16 protein-coding genes are annotated in these 18,085 nt (G+C 60.3%); 4 read left to right on the top strand and 12 right to left on the bottom strand.

What is annotated here, in order from left to right; translation table 11 throughout:
- Nucleotides 1-58: 58 nt before the first annotated feature.
- The 10 genes from argC to pheA all read right to left on the bottom strand — a co-directional run bounded on the left by argC (nucleotide 59) and on the right by pheA (nucleotide 9,388).
- Nucleotides 59-1,081 (bottom strand): N-acetyl-gamma-glutamyl-phosphate reductase, encoded by a 1,023-nt coding sequence (gene argC, locus NG895_RS05545; RefSeq protein WP_341871431.1) that lies wholly within the window; start codon nucleotides 1,079-1,081, stop codon nucleotides 59-61.
- Nucleotides 1,082-1,162: 81 nt separating this feature from the next.
- Nucleotides 1,163-1,816: a phosphopantothenoylcysteine decarboxylase domain-containing protein gene (locus NG895_RS05550; protein WP_252851472.1), complete on the bottom strand. Its 654-nt coding sequence runs from the start codon at nucleotides 1,814-1,816 to the stop codon at nucleotides 1,163-1,165.
- A 1,384-nt stretch (nucleotides 1,817-3,200) separates the two neighbouring features.
- Nucleotides 3,201-3,740 (bottom strand): flavoprotein, encoded by a 540-nt coding sequence (locus NG895_RS05555; protein ID WP_252851473.1) that lies wholly within the window; start codon nucleotides 3,738-3,740, stop codon nucleotides 3,201-3,203.
- 208 nt (nucleotides 3,741-3,948) lie between these two features.
- Complete coding sequence (locus tag NG895_RS05560; RefSeq protein ID WP_252851474.1) at nucleotides 3,949-4,215, bottom strand: DNA-directed RNA polymerase subunit omega; 267 nt, start codon at nucleotides 4,213-4,215, stop codon at nucleotides 3,949-3,951.
- Entirely contained in the window at nucleotides 4,212-4,802 is a 591-nt protein-coding gene (gene gmk, locus NG895_RS05565; protein WP_252851475.1) for a guanylate kinase, read from the bottom strand. The genes NG895_RS05560 and gmk overlap by 4 nt, the downstream gene beginning before the upstream one ends.
- A 102-nt stretch (nucleotides 4,803-4,904) precedes the next feature.
- On the bottom strand, nucleotides 4,905-5,789 hold the full coding sequence (locus NG895_RS05570; RefSeq protein ID WP_252851476.1) for a YicC/YloC family endoribonuclease: 885 nt from the start codon (nucleotides 5,787-5,789) through the stop codon (nucleotides 4,905-4,907).
- Between the two features lie 35 nt (nucleotides 5,790-5,824).
- Complete coding sequence (gene secG, locus NG895_RS05575; protein WP_252851477.1) at nucleotides 5,825-6,229, bottom strand: preprotein translocase subunit SecG; 405 nt, start codon at nucleotides 6,227-6,229, stop codon at nucleotides 5,825-5,827.
- 97 nt (nucleotides 6,230-6,326) lie between these two features.
- Nucleotides 6,327-7,079: a triose-phosphate isomerase gene (gene tpiA, locus NG895_RS05580; RefSeq protein ID WP_252851478.1), complete on the bottom strand. Its 753-nt coding sequence runs from the start codon at nucleotides 7,077-7,079 to the stop codon at nucleotides 6,327-6,329.
- Nucleotides 7,080-7,206: 127 nt separating this feature from the next.
- Nucleotides 7,207-8,232: a 3-deoxy-7-phosphoheptulonate synthase gene (aroF, locus tag NG895_RS05585; protein WP_252851479.1), complete on the bottom strand. Its 1,026-nt coding sequence runs from the start codon at nucleotides 8,230-8,232 to the stop codon at nucleotides 7,207-7,209.
- Nucleotides 8,233-8,335: 103 nt separating this feature from the next.
- Nucleotides 8,336-9,388, bottom strand: a complete 1,053-nt coding sequence (gene pheA / locus NG895_RS05590; RefSeq protein ID WP_252851480.1) for a prephenate dehydratase — start codon at nucleotides 9,386-9,388, stop codon at nucleotides 8,336-8,338.
- Nucleotides 9,389-9,981: 593 nt separating this feature from the next.
- On the opposite strand from pheA, the gene dnaK reads away from it, so the two are divergent.
- The 4 genes from dnaK (at nucleotide 9,982) to clpB (ending at nucleotide 16,752) form a co-directional block, all read left to right on the top strand.
- Nucleotides 9,982-11,895 carry a molecular chaperone DnaK gene (gene dnaK / locus NG895_RS05595; protein WP_252851481.1) on the top strand — a complete coding sequence of 638 codons (1,914 nt, stop codon included), beginning with the start codon at nucleotides 9,982-9,984 and terminating at the stop codon, nucleotides 11,893-11,895.
- Between the two features lie 326 nt (nucleotides 11,896-12,221).
- Nucleotides 12,222-12,473 carry a hypothetical protein gene (locus NG895_RS05600; protein ID WP_252851482.1) on the top strand — a complete coding sequence of 84 codons (252 nt, stop codon included), beginning with the start codon at nucleotides 12,222-12,224 and terminating at the stop codon, nucleotides 12,471-12,473.
- A gap of 490 nt (nucleotides 12,474-12,963) precedes the next feature.
- Nucleotides 12,964-13,971 (top strand): glycoside hydrolase family 43 protein, encoded by a 1,008-nt coding sequence (locus NG895_RS05605; protein ID WP_252851483.1) that lies wholly within the window; start codon nucleotides 12,964-12,966, stop codon nucleotides 13,969-13,971.
- Between the two features lie 135 nt (nucleotides 13,972-14,106).
- The gene (clpB, locus tag NG895_RS05610; RefSeq protein ID WP_252851484.1) at nucleotides 14,107-16,752 is read left to right on the top strand and encodes an ATP-dependent chaperone ClpB; all 2,646 of its coding nucleotides are present in this window, start codon (nucleotides 14,107-14,109) and stop codon (nucleotides 16,750-16,752) included.
- A 135-nt stretch (nucleotides 16,753-16,887) separates the two neighbouring features.
- Here clpB and NG895_RS05615 read toward each other — a convergent pair whose 3' ends face one another.
- A complete protein-coding gene (locus tag NG895_RS05615) occupies nucleotides 16,888-17,079 on the bottom strand; it encodes a DUF6800 family protein (RefSeq protein ID WP_252851485.1) in 192 nt (63 codons plus the stop codon).
- A 376-nt stretch (nucleotides 17,080-17,455) separates the two neighbouring features.
- Nucleotides 17,456-18,067 carry an EF-hand domain-containing protein gene (locus NG895_RS05620; RefSeq protein WP_252851486.1) on the bottom strand — a complete coding sequence of 204 codons (612 nt, stop codon included), beginning with the start codon at nucleotides 18,065-18,067 and terminating at the stop codon, nucleotides 17,456-17,458.
- Nucleotides 18,068-18,085 lie beyond the last annotated feature (18 nt).

The following is an 18,085-nucleotide window of genomic DNA, read 5'->3' on the forward strand; positions in this document are numbered from 1 at the left end:
CCTTCTCCCCAACAACCTGGGGCAGAGGGAGCCAGTGGGGGCTCTGCCAGCCATTCTTCTAAATCAACGCCGTGGTTTCCTTGTAGCCTTGCATCAGGTTAAAGTTTTGCACCGCAGCGCCGCTCGCGCCTTTGATCAAGTTGTCGATCACGCTGATCACGAGCGCCCGCCCGCGGACCACGCGGGCCGTGAGGTGGCAGCGGTTGGTGAACGCGACGTGCTTGGTGGTGGGTGGCTTGTCGACCACGTCGACAAAGGGCTCGTCGGCGTAAGTCTCTCGGAGGCACGCCATCAGCCCTTCGGTATCCACGTCACCCACGGGCGTAGCGTAGCAGGTGCTCAGGATGCCGCGGTCCATCGGCACCAGGTGCGGCGTGAACAGCACTTCGACTGATTCGCCCGCCGCTTCGGTGAGCATCTGGTCGATCTCCGGCATGTGGCGATGCGCGCCGACGCCGTAGGCCATGAGACTTTCGTTGCACTCGGGATAGTGGAACGCCGGCTTGGGGGTGCGTCCACCGCCGGAAACACCACTCTTGCTGTCGATATTAATGCCCGCTGGCGAGATCAACCCGGCTTTGAGCAACGGGTAGAGAGCCAGGATGGCGGACGTGGGATAACAGCCTGGGTTCGCCACCAGGTGCGAGGCTTTGATTTGGTTGCGATAAAGCTCGGGCAGGCCGTAGACGGCGCTCGGCAATCGTCCAGCATCGGGGTGAGTGACGCCGTACCACTTTTCGTAAACGTCTTTGTCTCGCAGGCGATAGTCGGCACTCAGGTCGACCACATCCAGTTCATGCTCCATCAACTGGGCCACCGCCTCGGCACTGGCGGCGTGGGGGAGACAGCAAAACACGCTGTCGGCTCGTTCGGCCAATTGTTCGGCGGTGAGCGGCTCCAGCCGCAGGTCCAACTGGCCCGTGAGCTGTGGATGGACCTCGGAGACGTGAGGATTCTCCTCCTGCCGGGTGCCGAGCGCGGTGATCTCGACTTCGGGATGCCTGAGTAGCAGCCGGATGAGTTCCAGTCCGGTGTAGCCCGAGGCTCCGAGGATAGCAACGCGTTTCGACATAGCACGCACTGGGGGGAGGGGAGAATTGATCGGCAATCCGCTGATTTTAGCGGCAAAAATGGGCAATCGCTACGGGGTAAGCCCCACGACTCAGCGATTGCGGCGGATCAAACGCTCGTCCACCAGGCGCAATACGCCACGGGCCACGTCGGTTTTGCTGCCGGCAAACTCGGCCAGCACCTCGCCCTCGGGGCAGAGAATCTCGACTGAGTTTTCCAGGGCGTTCATTGCTTCCACTCCGTTGGAGACCATCAGGTCGCAGTGCTTGCGTTCCAGTTTGGCCAGCGCCCGCAGGCGGTGGTCCTCGGTCTCCAGGGCAAATCCGACCACCCACCGCCGCTTCTCCTCGGGATCGAGGTCTTTTTCGGCGCCCAGGGTGGCCACTACGTCGTCTGTTTCGACAAGCTCCAACAAGAGAGGTTCACCCGTCTTGGAGATTTTCTGATCCGAAACCCGCTCGGGCCGGTAGTCACACGGCGCCGCCGCCCCAATGAGCCCATCACAACTGGCAAACTGCTCGCGGGCGACCTCCATCAACTCCTCGGTCGAAGTGATCGGCACCACGGTGGCCCCTGGCGGATAGTCGACCTCCACCGGCCCCGAGACGATCACCACCTCGTGCCCAAGCTCCAGCGCAGCCGTGGCGAGCGCCGCGCCCATCCGACCACTCGACGCGTTGGTCAGGTAACGCACCGGATCGATGTACTGGCGAGTGGGTCCGGAGGTGATGAGGATTTTGGCCATGGGGTTTCTTGGGTTTCATGTCACGCAGAGACGCGGAGACGGCGGAGGTTCGGAATCAGTCGCGGATTCACGCGGATTGGAGCGGATGTTCGCGGATAGTAGTGGCGTAGGTGTTTGACGGTGTGGCAGGTGACGGCCACCATCACAGGGTAGCGGGATTGGATTGTGAGTTCAAACGACGCTGACAACCGCCACTTCAGTGCATACCATCGTTCGGGCGTGCTAACCGATCAAAGCCCACTTATAGCCATCGCCGTTCAACTCGGACCACTTCGTTGCGGGCTCTCCAAGCGATGCGCGCAATTCTAACACTACATCTGAAAGTGCCGCCCGCTGATAGTAGGCCAAGTCGAGCGCTTTGTCAGAGTCACCCATTCCACTCGCAACACATGCAAACTGTTCGGGCCCAACTAAGACTTCGACGATCTTCGTGATTGCTTGCTGAAGCGAAGTTGCTACTGGCGAAGTTTCATCGTGTACACGAGCAAATCGTTCGGCGTGTCCGAGACAAGCTACGCAATCATAGATGTGCATATCAAAGCCGTAGGGCCCATCATCGAACAGGTATTCAGGTTCGCCAGGATTTGCCGGAATGGAAACTACTTCCCATGGTTCACAATCGAACGAATACCAAGCGTGCTCCTGGATGACTCGAAGTTGGACGGCGCATTCGGCGAGGCTAGAGTTCAACCTCTGCGATATGCAAGTTCGATCACAATTTTCCGGTCTCGAAAAGACTACATCAATGCTTGTGCCCACTGCACTTCATCCAGCCAGAACCTTGGTGCTCGGTGAACAAGAACTCTACTGCACTGCACCGGATAACACGTGAGTACGACGGATTATACAGCTCGTAGCTGTATGTCGTCGAGAACGCGAACACGCGGTCGGTCACGTAAAATGCAACAAATGCCCTGCACAAATGGGAACATATGAACTTACTTCGGCTTCATTTTCTTAGGGCACCTTCTCACTTGTCCAATCCGCGATCATCCGCGTCTCATCTCCTCTGCTGTCTCCGCGCCTCTGCGTGACACCTACGTCCGTAGAACCCTATCGACCTCGGCTAGCTGCGGCTCTTTGCGGTCTCGGTCACACTCCAGCTAGTGGATAAGCTGCTCCTCGACCGCTGGTTTGGTTTTCCAACTAACCCAGGGCTGCACTTGGACTCGTGCCTCGTCCGCGTTTGCCCTGGGCTATCCTATTTCGCCCCTTCGGGGCTGGGCTTGGTGGAAGCCGATTCTATCGCAATCCGTGTTCATCCGTGGCCAACACTTCAGCACGATTGACGTGCGGTTCCGTCTTCTCTGCTTCCTCTGTTATCTTCTGTCCAAATCCGCGATCATCCGCCGAGATCCGCGCCATCCGCGTCGAATTCAAAACGCTAACCACCAAGCAGCTTTTCAATCTCCGCCGCAATTGCCTCCGGTTCGCTCATGCGGCCGGCACCTTTGTCGCGGCAGCTGAGCCAGCCTTCGTCGGGGCCGACGAGGTGCACACCGTCTTCTTTCACTTGGGCGACGTTCCGCTGCACCGCGGGCTTGGCCCACATCTCGCAGTTCATCGCCGGGGCCATCAGTACGGGGCCTTCGAACGACAGGAGCAGCGTCGAGAGCAGGTCGTCCGCGATGCCACCGGCCGCTTTGGCCAGGATGTTGGCCGTCGCCGGCGCGATGCACAGCAGGTCAGCCTGCCGCGCCAGTTCGATGTGCGGGCCCAAGGGATGCGTGTTGGGCGGGAAAGAATGCGTGGCGACCCCGCGACCAGTGAGTGCGCGGAATGTGGCTGCGCCTACGAACTCTTCGGCACTCGCGGTCATCACCACCGAGACGCCATGCCCGGCTTGTACGAGCTTGCTCACCAGCGCGGCCGTCTTGTAGGCAGCCACGCCGCCGGTAACGCCGATAAGGATTTCGGAGGGCATGGTGTGGGGAACGATTGGGATCAAGCGGGGAACGTCCAGCCGCGCGCTCAATCACGAACTTCACCCTCCCTCCGGGAGGGTCGGCCTCTCAGGGCCGGGGAGGGCCAAGGCGTCCACCTGTGAGTGGTCGAAAGATGCTGGCTAGTACTCCCCTCCCCGCGGCTGAGACCGCGACCCTCCCCGAGGGAGGGTTTGGGACTGTGGCAGCTTACAGTGCGGAAAGGTCGACTTCGGGGCCGTCGTCCATCGGGGTCGGTTCACCGACCACGGTGCGGACTTCGCCCGACTGGTCGAGGAAGATCTTGTCCTGCAGGATTTCCTGCACGACGATTTCCATCTTCTCGTCGGTTTCTACATCCACCAGCGGACGGGCGCCACCGTTGATGGCAACCAGTCGCTTCTGGATGAGCGTGGAGAGCTTGAACCGCCCGCCCACCTTGTTGACGATTTCTTCTTCCTTCAAAGCGTCGATCATACTTCGAGTCCCTCTTGCGTGAGGATGTTTGCTATCTGGTCGATGGTGGATTCGACCTTGTCGTTCACCACCCGATACTTGTACGTATTGGCTTGGTCCATCTCGTGACGGGCCACGTCCAGTCGGCGGAGGATCGCTTCTTCGGTATCCGTCTTCCGAGACCGAAGTCGCTGCTCGAGTTCCTGGTCCGACTCGACCGTAATAAAGATGGTCACCGCCTGGGGGAATTGCTCGCGGGCTTTGCGCGCACCGTCCACGTCGATTTCCAGAATAACCCATTGCCCGGCCGCTAGACTAGGCCTTACCTCGTCAAAAAGGGTGCCATACCAGTGCCCGCGGCCGAAAACCTCCATGCATTCCAGAAATTCCCCCGCCTCGCGGCGAGCCGCGAACTCCTCGGGCGAAAGGAAGTGGTACTGGCGGCCATTCACCTCGCCGGGGCGCGGCTCGCGGGTTGTGGCCGATACGCTCAGACGAATCTTGGGCGAGAGCCGCTGGATCAACCCCGCCACGATGGTCGACTTTCCCACCCCCGATGGCCCGGAGATGATGACCAGGCGGCCTTGTTGGTCGGCTGCGGGCGTCATTTGCGGGAAACTGACCTCGGCAGAGGGGACGAAGCGAAAATGACCAAGGACAAATTCACAATGACCAAACGGAAGCCTTGGTCATCTTCAATTCGTCACTGGTCATTCAACATTTTGTACTTGTTCGCGGATGCGTTCCAGCGCGGCTTTCATCTCCACAACGTACTGGCTGATCTCGCAGTCGTTGGCTTTCGAGCCGATGGTGTTGATCTCGCGGCCCATTTCCTGCGAAATGAACTCCAGCTTACGGCCCGAGCTTTCCTTGGCGTCGACCGTGTCGGCGAACTGGGCCAGGTGGCTTTTGAGCCGGACCAGTTCTTCGCTGATGTCACTCTTGTCGACAAACAGGCTCATTTCCCGCAGCAGGTCGGCTGGCTCGACCGTGACGTTCAGTTCCGAGAGAGCCCTGTTCACTCGCTCGGTTAGCCGCTCGCGGTATCCCACGGAGACGTTCGGCGCGCGATGCTCGATGGCCGCTACCTGCTGATCGATCACATTGCAGTTCTCCAGCAAGTCGGCCGCCAGGGCTCGGCCTTCCGCCTCGCGCATCTTGGTGAGCGAAGCCAGGGCTTCCCGCAGCGTTGGTTCGATCTGCGGCCAGTCCTCCTGCGATTCTTGCTCGGGGGCACGGCGATCGTCGATCACGCCGGGTAGCGTGAGCATTTGACTGATCGAGATTGATCCCTCGATGCCCGCCTTGTCGGCGACCTGCTGGGCCTGCTCGATGTAGCTCTTGAGCACCTCGGCATTGATGCGGTAGTCGTCCGGCGCCGTGGCACGCTGGACATGCATGTTAAGCTGCACGGTGCCACGACGGACTCGCTTGCGAACCAGGGCATCGATTTGCGGCTCGAGTGCGCCGTAGCCTTCGCTGGTGCGGAGGCTCAATTTGTAGTGGCGGCTGTTGATGGTGCGAAGCTCCACGGCCACCGACAATGTGTCGAACCGGTTATGAGCTTCGCCGAAGCCTGTCATGCTGAGGAGCACAGCGGGTAACCCTCCGTAGCGTGAAAGCGAGGTGGTTACTCTTCGCTGGACGACGAATCGCTAGACGACGATTCTTCGGTGGTCGCACTGCTCGAATCGCCCGCTTCGCTGGACGACTCCTCGGCTGCGCCGGTGCCGGTGCCTTCGGTTTCGGTTTGTACCGACCGCTTCTCGTCGAGTCCGCCGAGTTTGCTGCTGCCTGCTCCGCCCCGGCCGTTGGCGAAGTAGAGCGTGGCGACGATGCAGACGAACATCCAGATCAGGGCCGTGTAGGCGGTGATCTTGGTGAACGCATCACCTGCCTTGGCACCGAAGGCACTGGAGCCTCCCGGTCCGCCGAGCGCACCAGCGAGTCCACCACCACGTCCTCGCTGAACCAGGATCAGCAGGATCATGAACAGGGCGATCAGGAACAAGGCAACTTGAAATAAAGCTTCCATCGATCTCGCTTGGGTTGGGACACCAAAACGGCGATCGCCCGGCGATGAAGCCGGGCGGCCGCCTTTTGTTGTAAATTGTAGCCGACAGCACGCGGCCTCAGACCGCCTTGGCGATGCCCAGGAAGTCTTCCGGCTTGAGGCTGGCTCCGCCAACCAGGGCACCATCCACATTGGGCTGCGACATCAGCTCAGCCGCATTGCTGGGCTTCACGCTGCCGCCATACAGGATGCGGACTTTGTCGGCAATCTCGTCATTGTAGCTTTCTTTGAGCAATCTGCGAAGGTCAGCATGCACTTCTTCGGCCTGCTCGGGAGTGGCTACTTTTCCAGTGCCAATGGCCCAGACGGGCTCGTAGGCGATCACAATTTTTGTCACCTGGTCGGCCGTCAGGCTGGCCAGCGAGCCGGCGAACTGCTCGGCGATTACCTCGCCTGTCTTGCCGCCTTCGCGCTGTTCCAGCAGCTCGCCCACGCACACGATCGGCACCAAACCGGCCTCGAGGGCGGCCAGCGTCTTCTCGTTCACCATGGCGTTGGTCTCGCCCATGATGTTGCGGCGTTCGCTGTGGCCCAGGATCACGTATTCCGCGCCGACGTCCGTCAGCATCGCGGCGCTGATCTCGCCCGTGAACGCGCCGTTGGGCTGGGCGTACATGTTTTGGGCACCCAGTGCGACCGGCGAGCCGTCCAGGGCCTTGCCGACCGATTCCAGGTAGATCGACGGGGGGCAGACCAAGAGGTCGGCGTTCTCCACGTCGCCCGAACCCTTCGCCACGCCCTCGGCCAAAGCCACGGCCGCGGCGTGATCGGTGTTCATCTTCCAGTTACCAGCGATTAGTGTTCGACGCATGGTGGGGGGTCTCCATATTTCAACTCGTTTGATGTCCAACCGAGGGTGTCGGTTCGACCAGGTATTAGGTGTTAAGCGTTAGGCGGTCGAACTCAGTCGCCACCTCCGAACGCCTAACATCTAACGCCTAAAAACTCTTACCAACGGCCTCCGCCACTTTTCTGATCTGGGCGGCGAGGTCTTTGTATTGTTCGGGCAGCAATGCCTGCGGGCCGTCGCTCATTGCTTCTTCAGGGCAGTTGTGTACTTCGATGTGCACGCCGTCGGCACCGCATGCCGCGGCAGCCAGGGCACACGCGGGGATCAACTCGGGGCGGCCCGTAGCGTGGCTCGGGTCGACGATGATCGGCAGGTGCGACATCAACTGCACCTGCGGCACCGCGGCGATGTCGAGCATGTTGCGGCACGCATTGTCGAAGCCCTTCACGCCCCGCTCGCACAGCACCACTTCGGTGGTGCCGTTGGCGATCACGTACTCGGCGCTCATCAACAGGTCCTTCACTGTGGCCGCCATACCCCGCTTCAGCAGCACGGGCTTCTTGGTCATGCCGACTTCGGTGAGCAGAACAAAGTTCTGCATGTTCCGCGCGCCAAGCTGAATCATGTCGGTGTACTCGGCGATCAACTCCACATGGCGGGGGTCGATGGCCTCGGTCACGACGGGCATGCCATGCTTGTCGCCCACCTCGCGGAGGATCTTCAGGCCCTCTTCGCCCAGGCCCTGGAACGAGTAGGGACTGGTCCGCGGCTTGTAGGCTCCGCCGCGAAGCACGTTCGCGCCGGCCGCCTTGATCTCGCCAGCAATCTCGTCCAGACGCTCGCCGCTCTCGATGGCACACGGGCCGGCAATCATGCCAAAGTGGCCGCCGCCGATCTTTGTCACCGCCTTGCCGGAGCCGATTTCCACCACCGAAGGTTGCGGGTGCGCCTCGCGGCTGGCCAGCTTATAGGCCGGCATGACGGGCATGGCGTCTTCGACGCCTGGGATGGCTTTGAGCGGCGCGGTTTGGATCTTCTCCTCGTCGCCAATCACCCCGACCACGGTGCGGTAGGTGCCTTTGCTCAAGTGAGCCTTGAGGCCCATCGCCTCGATCCGCTCGACCACGTGATCGATCTGGTCGTCCGTGGCACCGTTTTTCAGAATTATGATCATGGGGGAGCTGGGGGCTCAGGGCTGTAGCCGGATTCGCAAGAATCCGGGGGCTGAGGAGGAGCACTGAATTCTTGCGAATCCAGCTACGAAACGTCCCCAAATCCTAGCCGATAGGCTCCCGATGCGCATAGGACCCAAGCACCACCAGTTGCTGGGCCTTTTTCTCCAGTGCTGCGATGGCCTTCTTGGCTCGGGCCTCCGTGGCGTGGCCGACGAATTCGATGAAGAAAAGATAACGCCCGCGGCTGCCCGCTACGGGGAAGCTCTCGATCCAGGTCATGTTCAGTCGATTCCGCTTGAACACGGCCATCGCATCGGCCAGGGCGCCCGGTTCGTGGCTGATTTCGAGCATCAGAGCGGTCTTGTCATTGCCGGTCTTGGCAGCCATCTCGCGGCCGATCACGGCAAAGCGGGTAACGTTGTCCTTATTGTCTTCGATGTTGGGCACCAACACCGACAGGCCGTACTGTGCGGCCGCCTGGGCGCTGGCGATGGCAGCCACCGTTGGATCGTTGGCGGCGGTCTGGGCTGCTTCGGCAGTGCTGGCGACGGGGTGGCATTCGGCGCCCGGCAGGTGCCTGGCCAGCCAGTTTCGGCACTGCGAAAGTGCCTGTGGCTTGCTCTCCACGCGACGCACTTCGGCCCGCGCGCCCGAGCCTAACAGACAGTGATGAATCACCAGCGGCAGCTCACCGCAGATGCTCACGCTCGCCTTGGCGAAGCACTCCAGGGTGTCGCTCACGCGGCCATCGGTGGAGTTCTCCATCGGCACGATGCCAAACGCCGCGGTGCCTTGCTGCACTTCTTCGAACACCGCTGCGATGGTCGCCACGGGCACCAGGTCGGCTGCCGCGCCAAAGTGTTCGATGGCCGCAATGTGGCTGAAGGTATGTTCGGGGCCCAGGTACGCAATGCGTTCGCTGCCGGTGAGCGTGCGACACGCGGCCACGATTTCGCGAAACACGGCCGACACCGCTTCGCTGGCCAGCGGCCCGCGATGGCGAGTCACAGCCTTGGCGGCGGCATCTTCGGCAACCTGATGCGACTCGCTGGCCAGTTCCGCGCGGCGCTCCAGCAGCTTGAGGATCTCGCGATCCACGCTGTCGATTTCCCGCTTGGGACTCGCGGTTCGCGTCGTCTTTTTCTTTTTGGCCATGAGTTAAGAATCAGTCGCGGATCTGCACAGATTGGAGCGGATTCACGCGGATCTTTGAATGAGTAATTTATTCGTCCAGGAGGTTCGCCGGTGCGACTTCCATGCGGCGGTTGACTCGTGCACCTGCCAACGCACCAGATTCAGATCCGCGACCATCCGTTCAAACCCGCGTTCATCCGCGACGAATTTAAACCGCCAAATTCACCCTGCCACCCAATTGTAAGTCCTTATCGGTGGCCAAGTTGCTCCTGGCAGCCTGCCAAGTTGACTGCCAGTTTGGTCGGGTGGGCGGGTGCTGGCACGCAGGTGGCAGTCAATTTGGCAGCCCCGGCAAGTTTGGCGGGGCCGGAGAACGTGTTCTCCGCGTGTCGTAAGTTGTTGTTTTCAGGCATCTTACAGCAATTTATTGCTTTTGCCAGGGGGACCGGCACACTCTTTGCTTTCTCCCTTCGGCGTACCGGTCTGCACTGGGCCGAACAAATACAAGTTTACGACCCCCAATTCCATATATTCAGCAATTAAGAATTCATGCCGCTGCTCCTGTTGGCGGTTAATGACACGCGAGAATAGATCGCGAGAGAGAGAGGAATCTCATGGCTACTGGCGAAAAAATCATTGGTATCGACCTCGGCACCACCAACTCGGTGGTCTCCGTAATGGAAGGCAAAGAAGCCAAGGTCATTCCCAATCCCGAAGGCAATCGCCTGACGCCCAGCGTCGTGGCGTTCACCGACAAGGGCGAAGTCCTGGTTGGCGAGCCCGCGCGTCGTCAAGCGGTGACCAACCCCACCAAGACCGTCTACTCCATCAAACGCTTCATGGGCCGCCGCCACAACGAGGTGGCCAGCGAAGAGAAGATGGTGCCGTACGAAGTGACCGGCGGCAGCGAAGACTACGTGAAGGTGAAGGTCGGCGATCGGGAGTTCACTCCGCCAGAGATCTCCGCCAAGGTGTTGGTGAAGCTCAAGGAGTCGGCCGAGGCGTACCTGGGACACAAGGTGAACAAGGCCGTCATTACCGTGCCGGCTTACTTTAACGACGCACAGCGTCAGGCCACGAAGGACGCCGGGCAGATCGCCGGGCTCGAAGTGGCTCGTATCATCAACGAACCGACCGCCGCGTCGCTTGCTTATGGTCTCGACAAGAAGACTCAAGAGACCATCTGCGTGTTCGACCTTGGTGGTGGTACGTTCGACGTGTCGATCCTCGAAGTGGCCGATGGCGTGTTCCGCGTCATCAGCACCAATGGCGATACCCACCTGGGTGGCGACGACTTCGACGAAGAGTTGATCAACTACGTGGCCGACGAGTTCCAGAAGGAGCAGGGCATCGACCTCCGCAAGGACACGATGGCCCTGCAGCGTCTGCAAGAGGCCTGCGAAAAGGCCAAGAAGGAACTCAGCTCCGCGCAGTCGACCGACATCAACCTGCCGTTCATCACCGCCGACTCGAGCGGGCCCAAGCACTTGCAGATGAGCATCACCCGGGCCAAGTTCGAAGAACTGGTCGATGGGCTGGTGGAGCGTGTGCGTGGTCCCGTGATGCAAGCCCTGGAGGATGCGAAGCTCGACCCCTCGAAGATCGACGAAGTCGTTCTGGTGGGTGGCTCGACGCGTATCCCCAAGGTGCAGGAACTGGTCAAGAAGATCTTTGGCAAGGACCCGCACAAGGGCGTGAATCCCGACGAAGTCGTGGCCGTGGGCGCCGCTATTCAAGCTGGCGTGTTGGCGGGCGACGTGCAGGATATTCTGCTGCTCGACGTCACTCCGCTGTCGTTAGGCATCGAGACCCTGGGTGGCGTGATGACCAAGCTGGTGGAGAAAAACACCACCATTCCGGTCGAACGCAAGCAGGTGTTCAGCACCGCCGACGACAACCAGACAGCGGTGACGGTACGCGTGTTCCAAGGCGAACGTGAGATGTGTGCCGACAACCGGCTGCTGGGCGAGTTTAACCTCGAAGGCATTCCGCCCGCGCCGCGGGGTGTGCCGCAGATTGAGGTGAAGTTCGACCTCGACGCCAACGGCATCCTGAACGTGGCCGCCAAGGACCTGGGTACCGGTGTGGAGCAAACGGTGAAGATCGAGCAATCTTCGGGCTTGTCGGAAGACGAGATCAAGAAGATGCAGGAAGACGCCGCGGCTCACGCCGAAGAGGACAAGAAGAAGCGCGAGCTCGTGGAACAGCGAAACCGTGCCGACAGCTTGGCCTACCAGGTGGAGAAGACGCTCAAGGAGCAAGGCGACAAGATCTCCGACTCCGACAAGGCGCCGATCGAAGCGGCCATTACCAAGGTCCGCGAAGCGGCCAAGGAAGACGATCCGGAGAAGATCAAGACGGCCATCTCCGAGCTCGAAGCGGCTAGCCACGCCATGAGCGAGGCGATGTACAAGCAGGCCACGGCCGACGGCTCGAACGTCAATGACGAAACCGTGGGCGCCACCGCCGGCAAGGGCGGTGACGACGACGACGTCGTGGACGCCGAGTTTGAAGTGAAGGAAGACTAAGAAGCTGTGGGCTGTTAGCTGTAAGCTTTGGGCTTGCAGTGACCGGCCAGCAGTTTTGGTTATACAGTCCGATCCAGTTGCCGCGGAGCTTCGGCTCCGCGGCGCTTGGGTCACCCGCTGAGTTCGAGATTTTCACCCCAGGTTCAAAGCTGAATAGATAACCAACGCGAGCATCATCGACCAGCAAGGCAGGTGTTCGCACCTGCCTTTTTTTATGGAGTGAGAGCACATGGGTGGCTGGGGCCGAGCTCCGCGAGCCCCCAGGGGCGCAAACTGTGGGCTCGCTGGACTCGACCACAGCCATCCGAACAGTTCAAGGATTGTCCATGAACGGCGTGCAACTTGCCTGGTACCTGGGTATCCGAGCCGTGGCGGTTGTGGTGGGGCTGTACCTGCTACATCGCCTGGCGTTGGGGCTCGAGGCCCGTGGGCTTATTTACTACTTGAACAAGAAACCAAATAGCAGTGGTGTGACGGCCGCTGCCTGGGAGTTCGATCGACTCACTCGTCCCTCGGTCGAACATCACGTTGCGGCCGAAGATGAGCAAGTGGAGAGCGAAGAGAACGATGGCGAGTAGGTAATCAAGCCGCAGTGGCTTTGTAGGAATCTTACACGCGTTTGATAAGATGAAGGTTGCGAAGCGTCTGGCCACTCCAGGGTGGCTGTGGTCGAGTTCAACGATGGGCACAGGCAGATAAATTGTGAGCTTGCAGGACTCGACTCCAGACACCCCAAATTACCAGAAAGGTTTTGGGCCAATGCGGAAAGCCGGTGGGGGAAACTCGTGGAGTTTTGTCGCACTTCCCGGCGGAAAGTCCCTGAAAAAACAGTGTGAAACGCGAGTGAGATGGGACAAAACTAACAGTGTTTTGGGCCCATGAATGTTGTTCCCCCATGTTGGCCCAAAACATGTTGGCCCAAAACCCTTTGTTCCGAATCGCTATGTCCCGAAACCCAGTTCCGACGAGGTGTAGCTCGTCGGCTGTGGGCGGCGAGTAAGTAAAAGTTGTTGGCAATCCCACAATCCACAAATCCCTGACTCCTGAATCCTGACCCCTGCCGCCACTATGCACCGATCCATGACGTACGCCGTTGCTACTGCCATTACCGCGACCTTACTGCTCGCCCCGTTGTCGGCGGCCAAGAATCCCATCGATCCTGGTTGGTACGCCGATCCGGAGGTGGCCGTGTTTGGCGAGCGGTATTGGATTTATCCGACCACCAGTGCGAAGTATGACGAGCAGGTCTACTTCGACGCGTTCAGCTCGCCCGACCTGGTGAACTGGAAGAAGCACGAGCGGATTTTGACCGCCGACGACATCACCTGGGCTCGCCGGGCGATGTGGGCGCCCTGCTGTGTAGAAAACAACGGCAAATACTACTTGTTCTTTGCCGCCAACGACCTGCAGCGGCCAGGCGGGCCGCTATACGACAAAGATAACCCGAACAACCACACCGGCGGCATTGGTGTCGCCGTGGCCGATCGGCCCGAGGGTCCGTTCAAGGACCTGTTGGGTAAACCGCTGATTGCCGAGTTCCACCACAATGCCCAACCGATCGACCAGTGCGTGTTCCAGGACGACGATGGCACCTGGTACCTGTATTACGGCGGTTGGGGCCACTGCAACGTGGGCCGCTTGAAGGACGACTTTACCGGCATCGAACCCTTCGATGATGGGCAGTTGTTCCACGAGATCACGCCTCGCGGGTATGTGGAAGGACCCGTGATGTTCAAGCGGGACGGCAAGTACTACTTCATGTGGTCGCAGGGTGGTTGGACCAACGGCACCTATCATGTTGCCTACGCGATCGCTGATTCGCCGACCGGACCGTTCAAGCGAGTCGGTACGGTGCTCGAGTCGGACGAGAACATCGCCACTGGCGCCGGTCACCACTCGGTGCTGCGTTCGCCGGCGAGCGGCGACTGGTATATCGTGTACCACCGCCGGCCGATCCCGAACAAAGACCGCGACCACCGCGTTACGTGTGTAGATCGGCTCGAGTTCAACGACGATGGAACCATTAAGCCCGTAAAAATGACCTTCGAAGGCGTGAAAGCGGATGCTTTGAAGTAGCAGAGATTTTGGGTGGCTGTGGTCGAGTTGAGCTCGCCCACAGTAGCTATGACCTGTGGGCTCGCAGGACTCGACCACAGCCACCCGACCGCGTCGAATTACTTTCCGACCCCTGAATCCTACCCCCTCCCTACCATGGCTTTTCGATTCGATAAACTGACCCTCAAGGCTCAAGAAGCGGTGCAGCGTGCGCAGGAGCTTGCTGCGGACGCTGGCAATCCGCAGATCGAGCCGTTGCATCTGCTCTCTTCGCTTTTGGCCGAGACCGAGGGCATCGTGCGCCCTGTGCTGGCGAAGATGAACGCCAACGTGGGACAGCTGCAGTCGATGGTAGAGTCGGAACTCGGCCGGCTGCCCAAGTCTTCCGGTGGTTCGCCGCCAGGGATTGGTGGCGACTTGAGTAAGGTGCTCGAAGCGGCCGCCGCGGAAGCGGAGAATATGAAGGACGAGTACGTCTCGACCGAGCACCTGCTCTTGGCCCTGGCCAAGACCAAGTCGAAGGCCAAGGACACGCTCGAACTGTGCGCCATCTCGGAGAAGGACCTGATGGCGGCCCTGCAGCAGGTGCGTGGTTCGGCGCGGGTGACCGATCAGGAGCCGGAAGGCAAGTTCCAGGCACTCGAAAAGTACGGCATCGACCTGGTGGAGCGAGCACAGCAGGGCAAGCTCGATCCGGTGATCGGCCGCGACAACGAGATCCGCCGCGTGATTCAAGTACTGTCGCGGCGACGGAAGAACAACCCCGTGCTGATTGGCGATCCCGGCGTCGGCAAGACGGCCATCGCCGAAGGGCTCGCCTTGCGCATCGTGCAGGGCGACGTGCCCGAAAGCCTCAAAGGTCGCCGCGTGGTGGCGCTCGATATGGGCGCGCTGGTGGCCGGGGCCAAATACCGTGGCGAATTCGAAGAACGCTTGAAGGCCGTGCTCCGCGAGGTGGAGGACGCCGCCGGCAGCGTCATTATGTTCATCGACGAATTGCATACCGTGGTCGGTGCGGGTGCAGCCGAGGGTTCCGGCGACGCGGCGAATTTGCTGAAGCCAGCCCTGGCCCGCGGCGAGCTGCGGTGCATTGGCGCCACAACGCTCGACGAGTATCGCAAATACATCGAGAAGGACGCGGCCCTCGAGCGACGGTTCCAACCGGTCTTCGTCGGCGAACCAAGCGTCGACGACACGATTGCCATTCTGCGTGGTTTGAAGCCGCGCTACGAAGCGCATCATCAGGGCGTGAAGGTCAAAGACTCGGCTTTAGTAGCGGCCGCGGAACTGTCGGATCGCTACATCGCCGATCGGCACCTACCCGACAAGGCGATCGACCTGGTCGACGAAGCGATGAGCCGCCTGGCGATGGAGCTGCAAAGCGTGCCGCAAGAGATCGACGAGGTCCAGCGGCGGGTTACGCAGTTGGAGCTGGCTGCGCGGCAACTTGCCGACGAGACCGAAGAGCATGCCAAGGATCGCCTGGCCGAAATCAACAGCGAGATGGAAGAGCTGCGGCATCAGCTGGCGAGCCTCCGCGAACAATGGGAGGCCGAGAAGCTGGGCGTTGGCGACGTGGCCAGCGTGCGACAGCAGCTTGAAGAAGCCAAGTTGGCTTATGAGCATCAAGCCACGGCCCTGAACGAGAAGCAGTCGAGTGGCCAACTGGTCGACGAGCGCGACTATCAGAAGCTGTACGAGCTCGATCAGGCACGCACGAAGCTAGAGAAGCATCTGGAGGAGATCGAATCCCGCCAGGAGGAGGCCCAAGCTCAGCAAACCGAAACCAAACGCAAACTGCTGCGGCAGGAAGTCGGTCCCGACGAAATTGCCGAGGTGGTCAGCGCGTGGACCGGCATTCCCGTCAGTCGAATGATGGAGACCGAGCGGGCCAAGCTGCTGGTGCTGGAAGAACGTCTGCACCAACGTGTGGTCGGTCAGGACGCCGCGGTGGAAGCGGTGGCGAACGCCGTGCGCCGCAGCCGCAGTGGTCTACAGGATCCGAACCGCCCGATTGGTTCGTTTCTGTTCTGCGGCCCGACGGGTGTCGGTAAGACGGAGCTATGCAAGGCGCTCGCCCAGGTGATGTTCGACGACGAGAACGCTATGGTCCGTTTGGACATGAGCGAGTTCATGGAGAAGCACACCGTGAGTCGGTTGATCGGCGCGCCTCCCGGGTACGTTGGTTACGAAGAAGGTGGTAAACTCACTGAAGCGGTTCGCCGCCGGCCGTATTGCGTGGTGCTGCTGGACGAGATCGAGAAGGCCCACCGCGATGTGTTCAACATCCTGCTGCAAGTGCTGGACGATGGCCGCTTGACCGACAACCACGGGCACACCGTGGACTTTACGAACACGATCATCGTGATGACGTCGAACGTGGGCAGCCAGATGATTCAGGAACTGGCCAGCGAAGGTGGCTCGTCCGAAGAGATGCACCGCGCGGTGATGGACGCGCTGTCGGCGCGATTCCTGCCGGAGTTCCTCAATCGCATCGACGAGACCATTGTGTTCGAGCCCTTGAAGCGAGACGAGATTCGACACATCGTCGATCTGCAGACCGCGCACCTCGAGAAGCTGCTTTCGAAGCAGGGGCTCGAGCTGGTGGTGACCGACGCGGCGCGGCAGGAAATAGCCAACCAAGGCTATGATCCCGTGTTCGGCGCACGACCGCTCAAGCGAGTGGTGCAGCAACAACTGCAGAACCCGTTGGCGACGGAGCTACTAAAGGGAGAATTTCCCGAGGGAGCAACCGTGGAAATCGGCTACGACGGCGAGGAGTTTACATTTGCCAGGAAGTAAGCCAGTTCCTTGAGGAGTGGCTGCTTCACGGCGGTTGTAAAGGCGCACCAATGTAAGCGGCGGCACCAGCGTGGAGTAAACTCCGCGATGCCGCCTCGCATTGGGTGCTCGCCTTACGCTCGGTTGGTGGCCGATCTAGCGATCGACTTCCTCGAGCTTCCACTCGTGAATGAGCACTTCGGCTCCAGGGGTCATCGCACGGAGCTTCCGAGCGATTTCACCTTTTTCGCTGGTGGTGGCCTTTGCCAGGCGCGACTTGAGATGAGCGACCGCCTTCAGACGCTTACGGCGCCGGCGGATTTCGCGTTGACGTTCACTACCTGGCATGCACCAGACTCCCAAACATATGAACCAACTTGCCACGGCACGGATCTTATCGGTATCGTGCCACTTAACACAGACCCGTCATTGTAACGCTGTCCCGCATTCCCGCAAAGTGGGTCGCCGCCGCACGGCAGGGCGGTACGCGCGACCTTGGTCGGGTAGTAGAGCCTGGTTGAATGCACCGGTCTTGAAAAAGCACTGGTTTTGGGGGCCAAAGCGTATCTGCCGTATTTCTCGGCCAATCGATTCTTTGTCCTTACGGTCCCTGGAGCGACTCACCGCAGTAACAGGGCCGATGCCCTTGCCTTCTCGGCTATATGGGGGCACCGACCACGGTGGGCGAGGCGACTTTCCGTGGTGAGACCCAGATGACAGCAAACTACAGCGAGAAGACTATCCGCGTGCCATCGGGGGAATCTTCCGCAACTTCAACTCCACGAACGTACTCCTCGCCTCCGGCTCTGGTGATGGTCACGCGGTATAGTCCAACGGGCAAACCACCGACTGACTTACCTTCGGTTGCCAACGACACCGCGCCTAGCGAGTCGGAGATTCCTGAATAGGCTTTTGGCTCTGCGACCGCAAACTCCTCCTGAACGAACTCCACCGTCGCCATTTCAAGCGGCCGCGTCCCCAAACGAACACGAACCGATAGGGGAACCGTGCTGGCTTGGGTGTCGTAGGCCTTAAGCCTTTCGGCTATTTCGGCGCTGCTGAGTTTTCCGTCGTTATTGGAGTCGATCCTATCCATTGCGGTTGCAAGAGCAGGCGATTGCTCGATTTCTCCTCCGCTCAACTGGCCGTTTTGATCGGTATCGTAGGTCTCCAGCGCCCGCTGCGCTGCGTCCTCAGGAGCGTATCTATCGGGTGGGTCTAACTGTGACGAGCAGCCTACTGACGCGACAGCATACACCAGGGCCATGCCGGCCAGCAGGTCGTGACCCTGTCGAACCATCCCGCGTGAAAGGAGAGGAAATCTTCGATACTTCATCCGTTGTACATTCCGTAT

Source organism: Aeoliella straminimaris (assembly GCF_024054565.1).
Classification (GTDB): domain Bacteria; phylum Planctomycetota; class Planctomycetia; order Pirellulales; family Lacipirellulaceae; genus Aeoliella; species Aeoliella straminimaris.

Excerpts from the sequence above, each read along its gene's own strand:
- tpiA (WP_252851478.1), bottom strand. The coding sequence starts at position 7,079 with ATGCGTCGAACACTAATCGCTGGTAACTGGAAGATGAACACCGATCAC.
- NG895_RS05555 (WP_252851473.1), bottom strand. The coding sequence starts at position 3,740 with ATGCCCTCCGAAATCCTTATCGGCGTTACCGGCGGCGTGGCTGCCTAC.
- NG895_RS05615 (WP_252851485.1), bottom strand. The coding sequence starts at position 17,079 with ATGCCAGGTAGTGAACGTCAACGCGAAATCCGCCGGCGCCGTAAGCGT.
- pheA (WP_252851480.1), bottom strand. The coding sequence starts at position 9,388 with ATGGCCAAAAAGAAAAAGACGACGCGAACCGCGAGTCCCAAGCGGGAA.
- NG895_RS05620 (WP_252851486.1), bottom strand. The coding sequence starts at position 18,067 with ATGAAGTATCGAAGATTTCCTCTCCTTTCACGCGGGATGGTTCGACAG.
- NG895_RS05550 (WP_252851472.1), bottom strand. The coding sequence starts at position 1,816 with ATGGCCAAAATCCTCATCACCTCCGGACCCACTCGCCAGTACATCGAT.
- NG895_RS05605 (WP_252851483.1), top strand. The coding sequence starts at position 12,964 with ATGCACCGATCCATGACGTACGCCGTTGCTACTGCCATTACCGCGACC.
- secG (WP_252851477.1), bottom strand. The coding sequence starts at position 6,229 with ATGGAAGCTTTATTTCAAGTTGCCTTGTTCCTGATCGCCCTGTTCATG.
- NG895_RS05600 (WP_252851482.1), top strand. The coding sequence starts at position 12,222 with ATGAACGGCGTGCAACTTGCCTGGTACCTGGGTATCCGAGCCGTGGCG.
- aroF (WP_252851479.1), bottom strand. The coding sequence starts at position 8,232 with ATGATCATAATTCTGAAAAACGGTGCCACGGACGACCAGATCGATCAC.
- gmk (WP_252851475.1), bottom strand. The coding sequence starts at position 4,802 with ATGACGCCCGCAGCCGACCAACAAGGCCGCCTGGTCATCATCTCCGGG.
- dnaK (WP_252851481.1), top strand. The coding sequence starts at position 9,982 with ATGGCTACTGGCGAAAAAATCATTGGTATCGACCTCGGCACCACCAAC.
- clpB (WP_252851484.1), top strand. The coding sequence starts at position 14,107 with ATGGCTTTTCGATTCGATAAACTGACCCTCAAGGCTCAAGAAGCGGTG.
- NG895_RS05560 (WP_252851474.1), bottom strand. The coding sequence starts at position 4,215 with ATGATCGACGCTTTGAAGGAAGAAGAAATCGTCAACAAGGTGGGCGGG.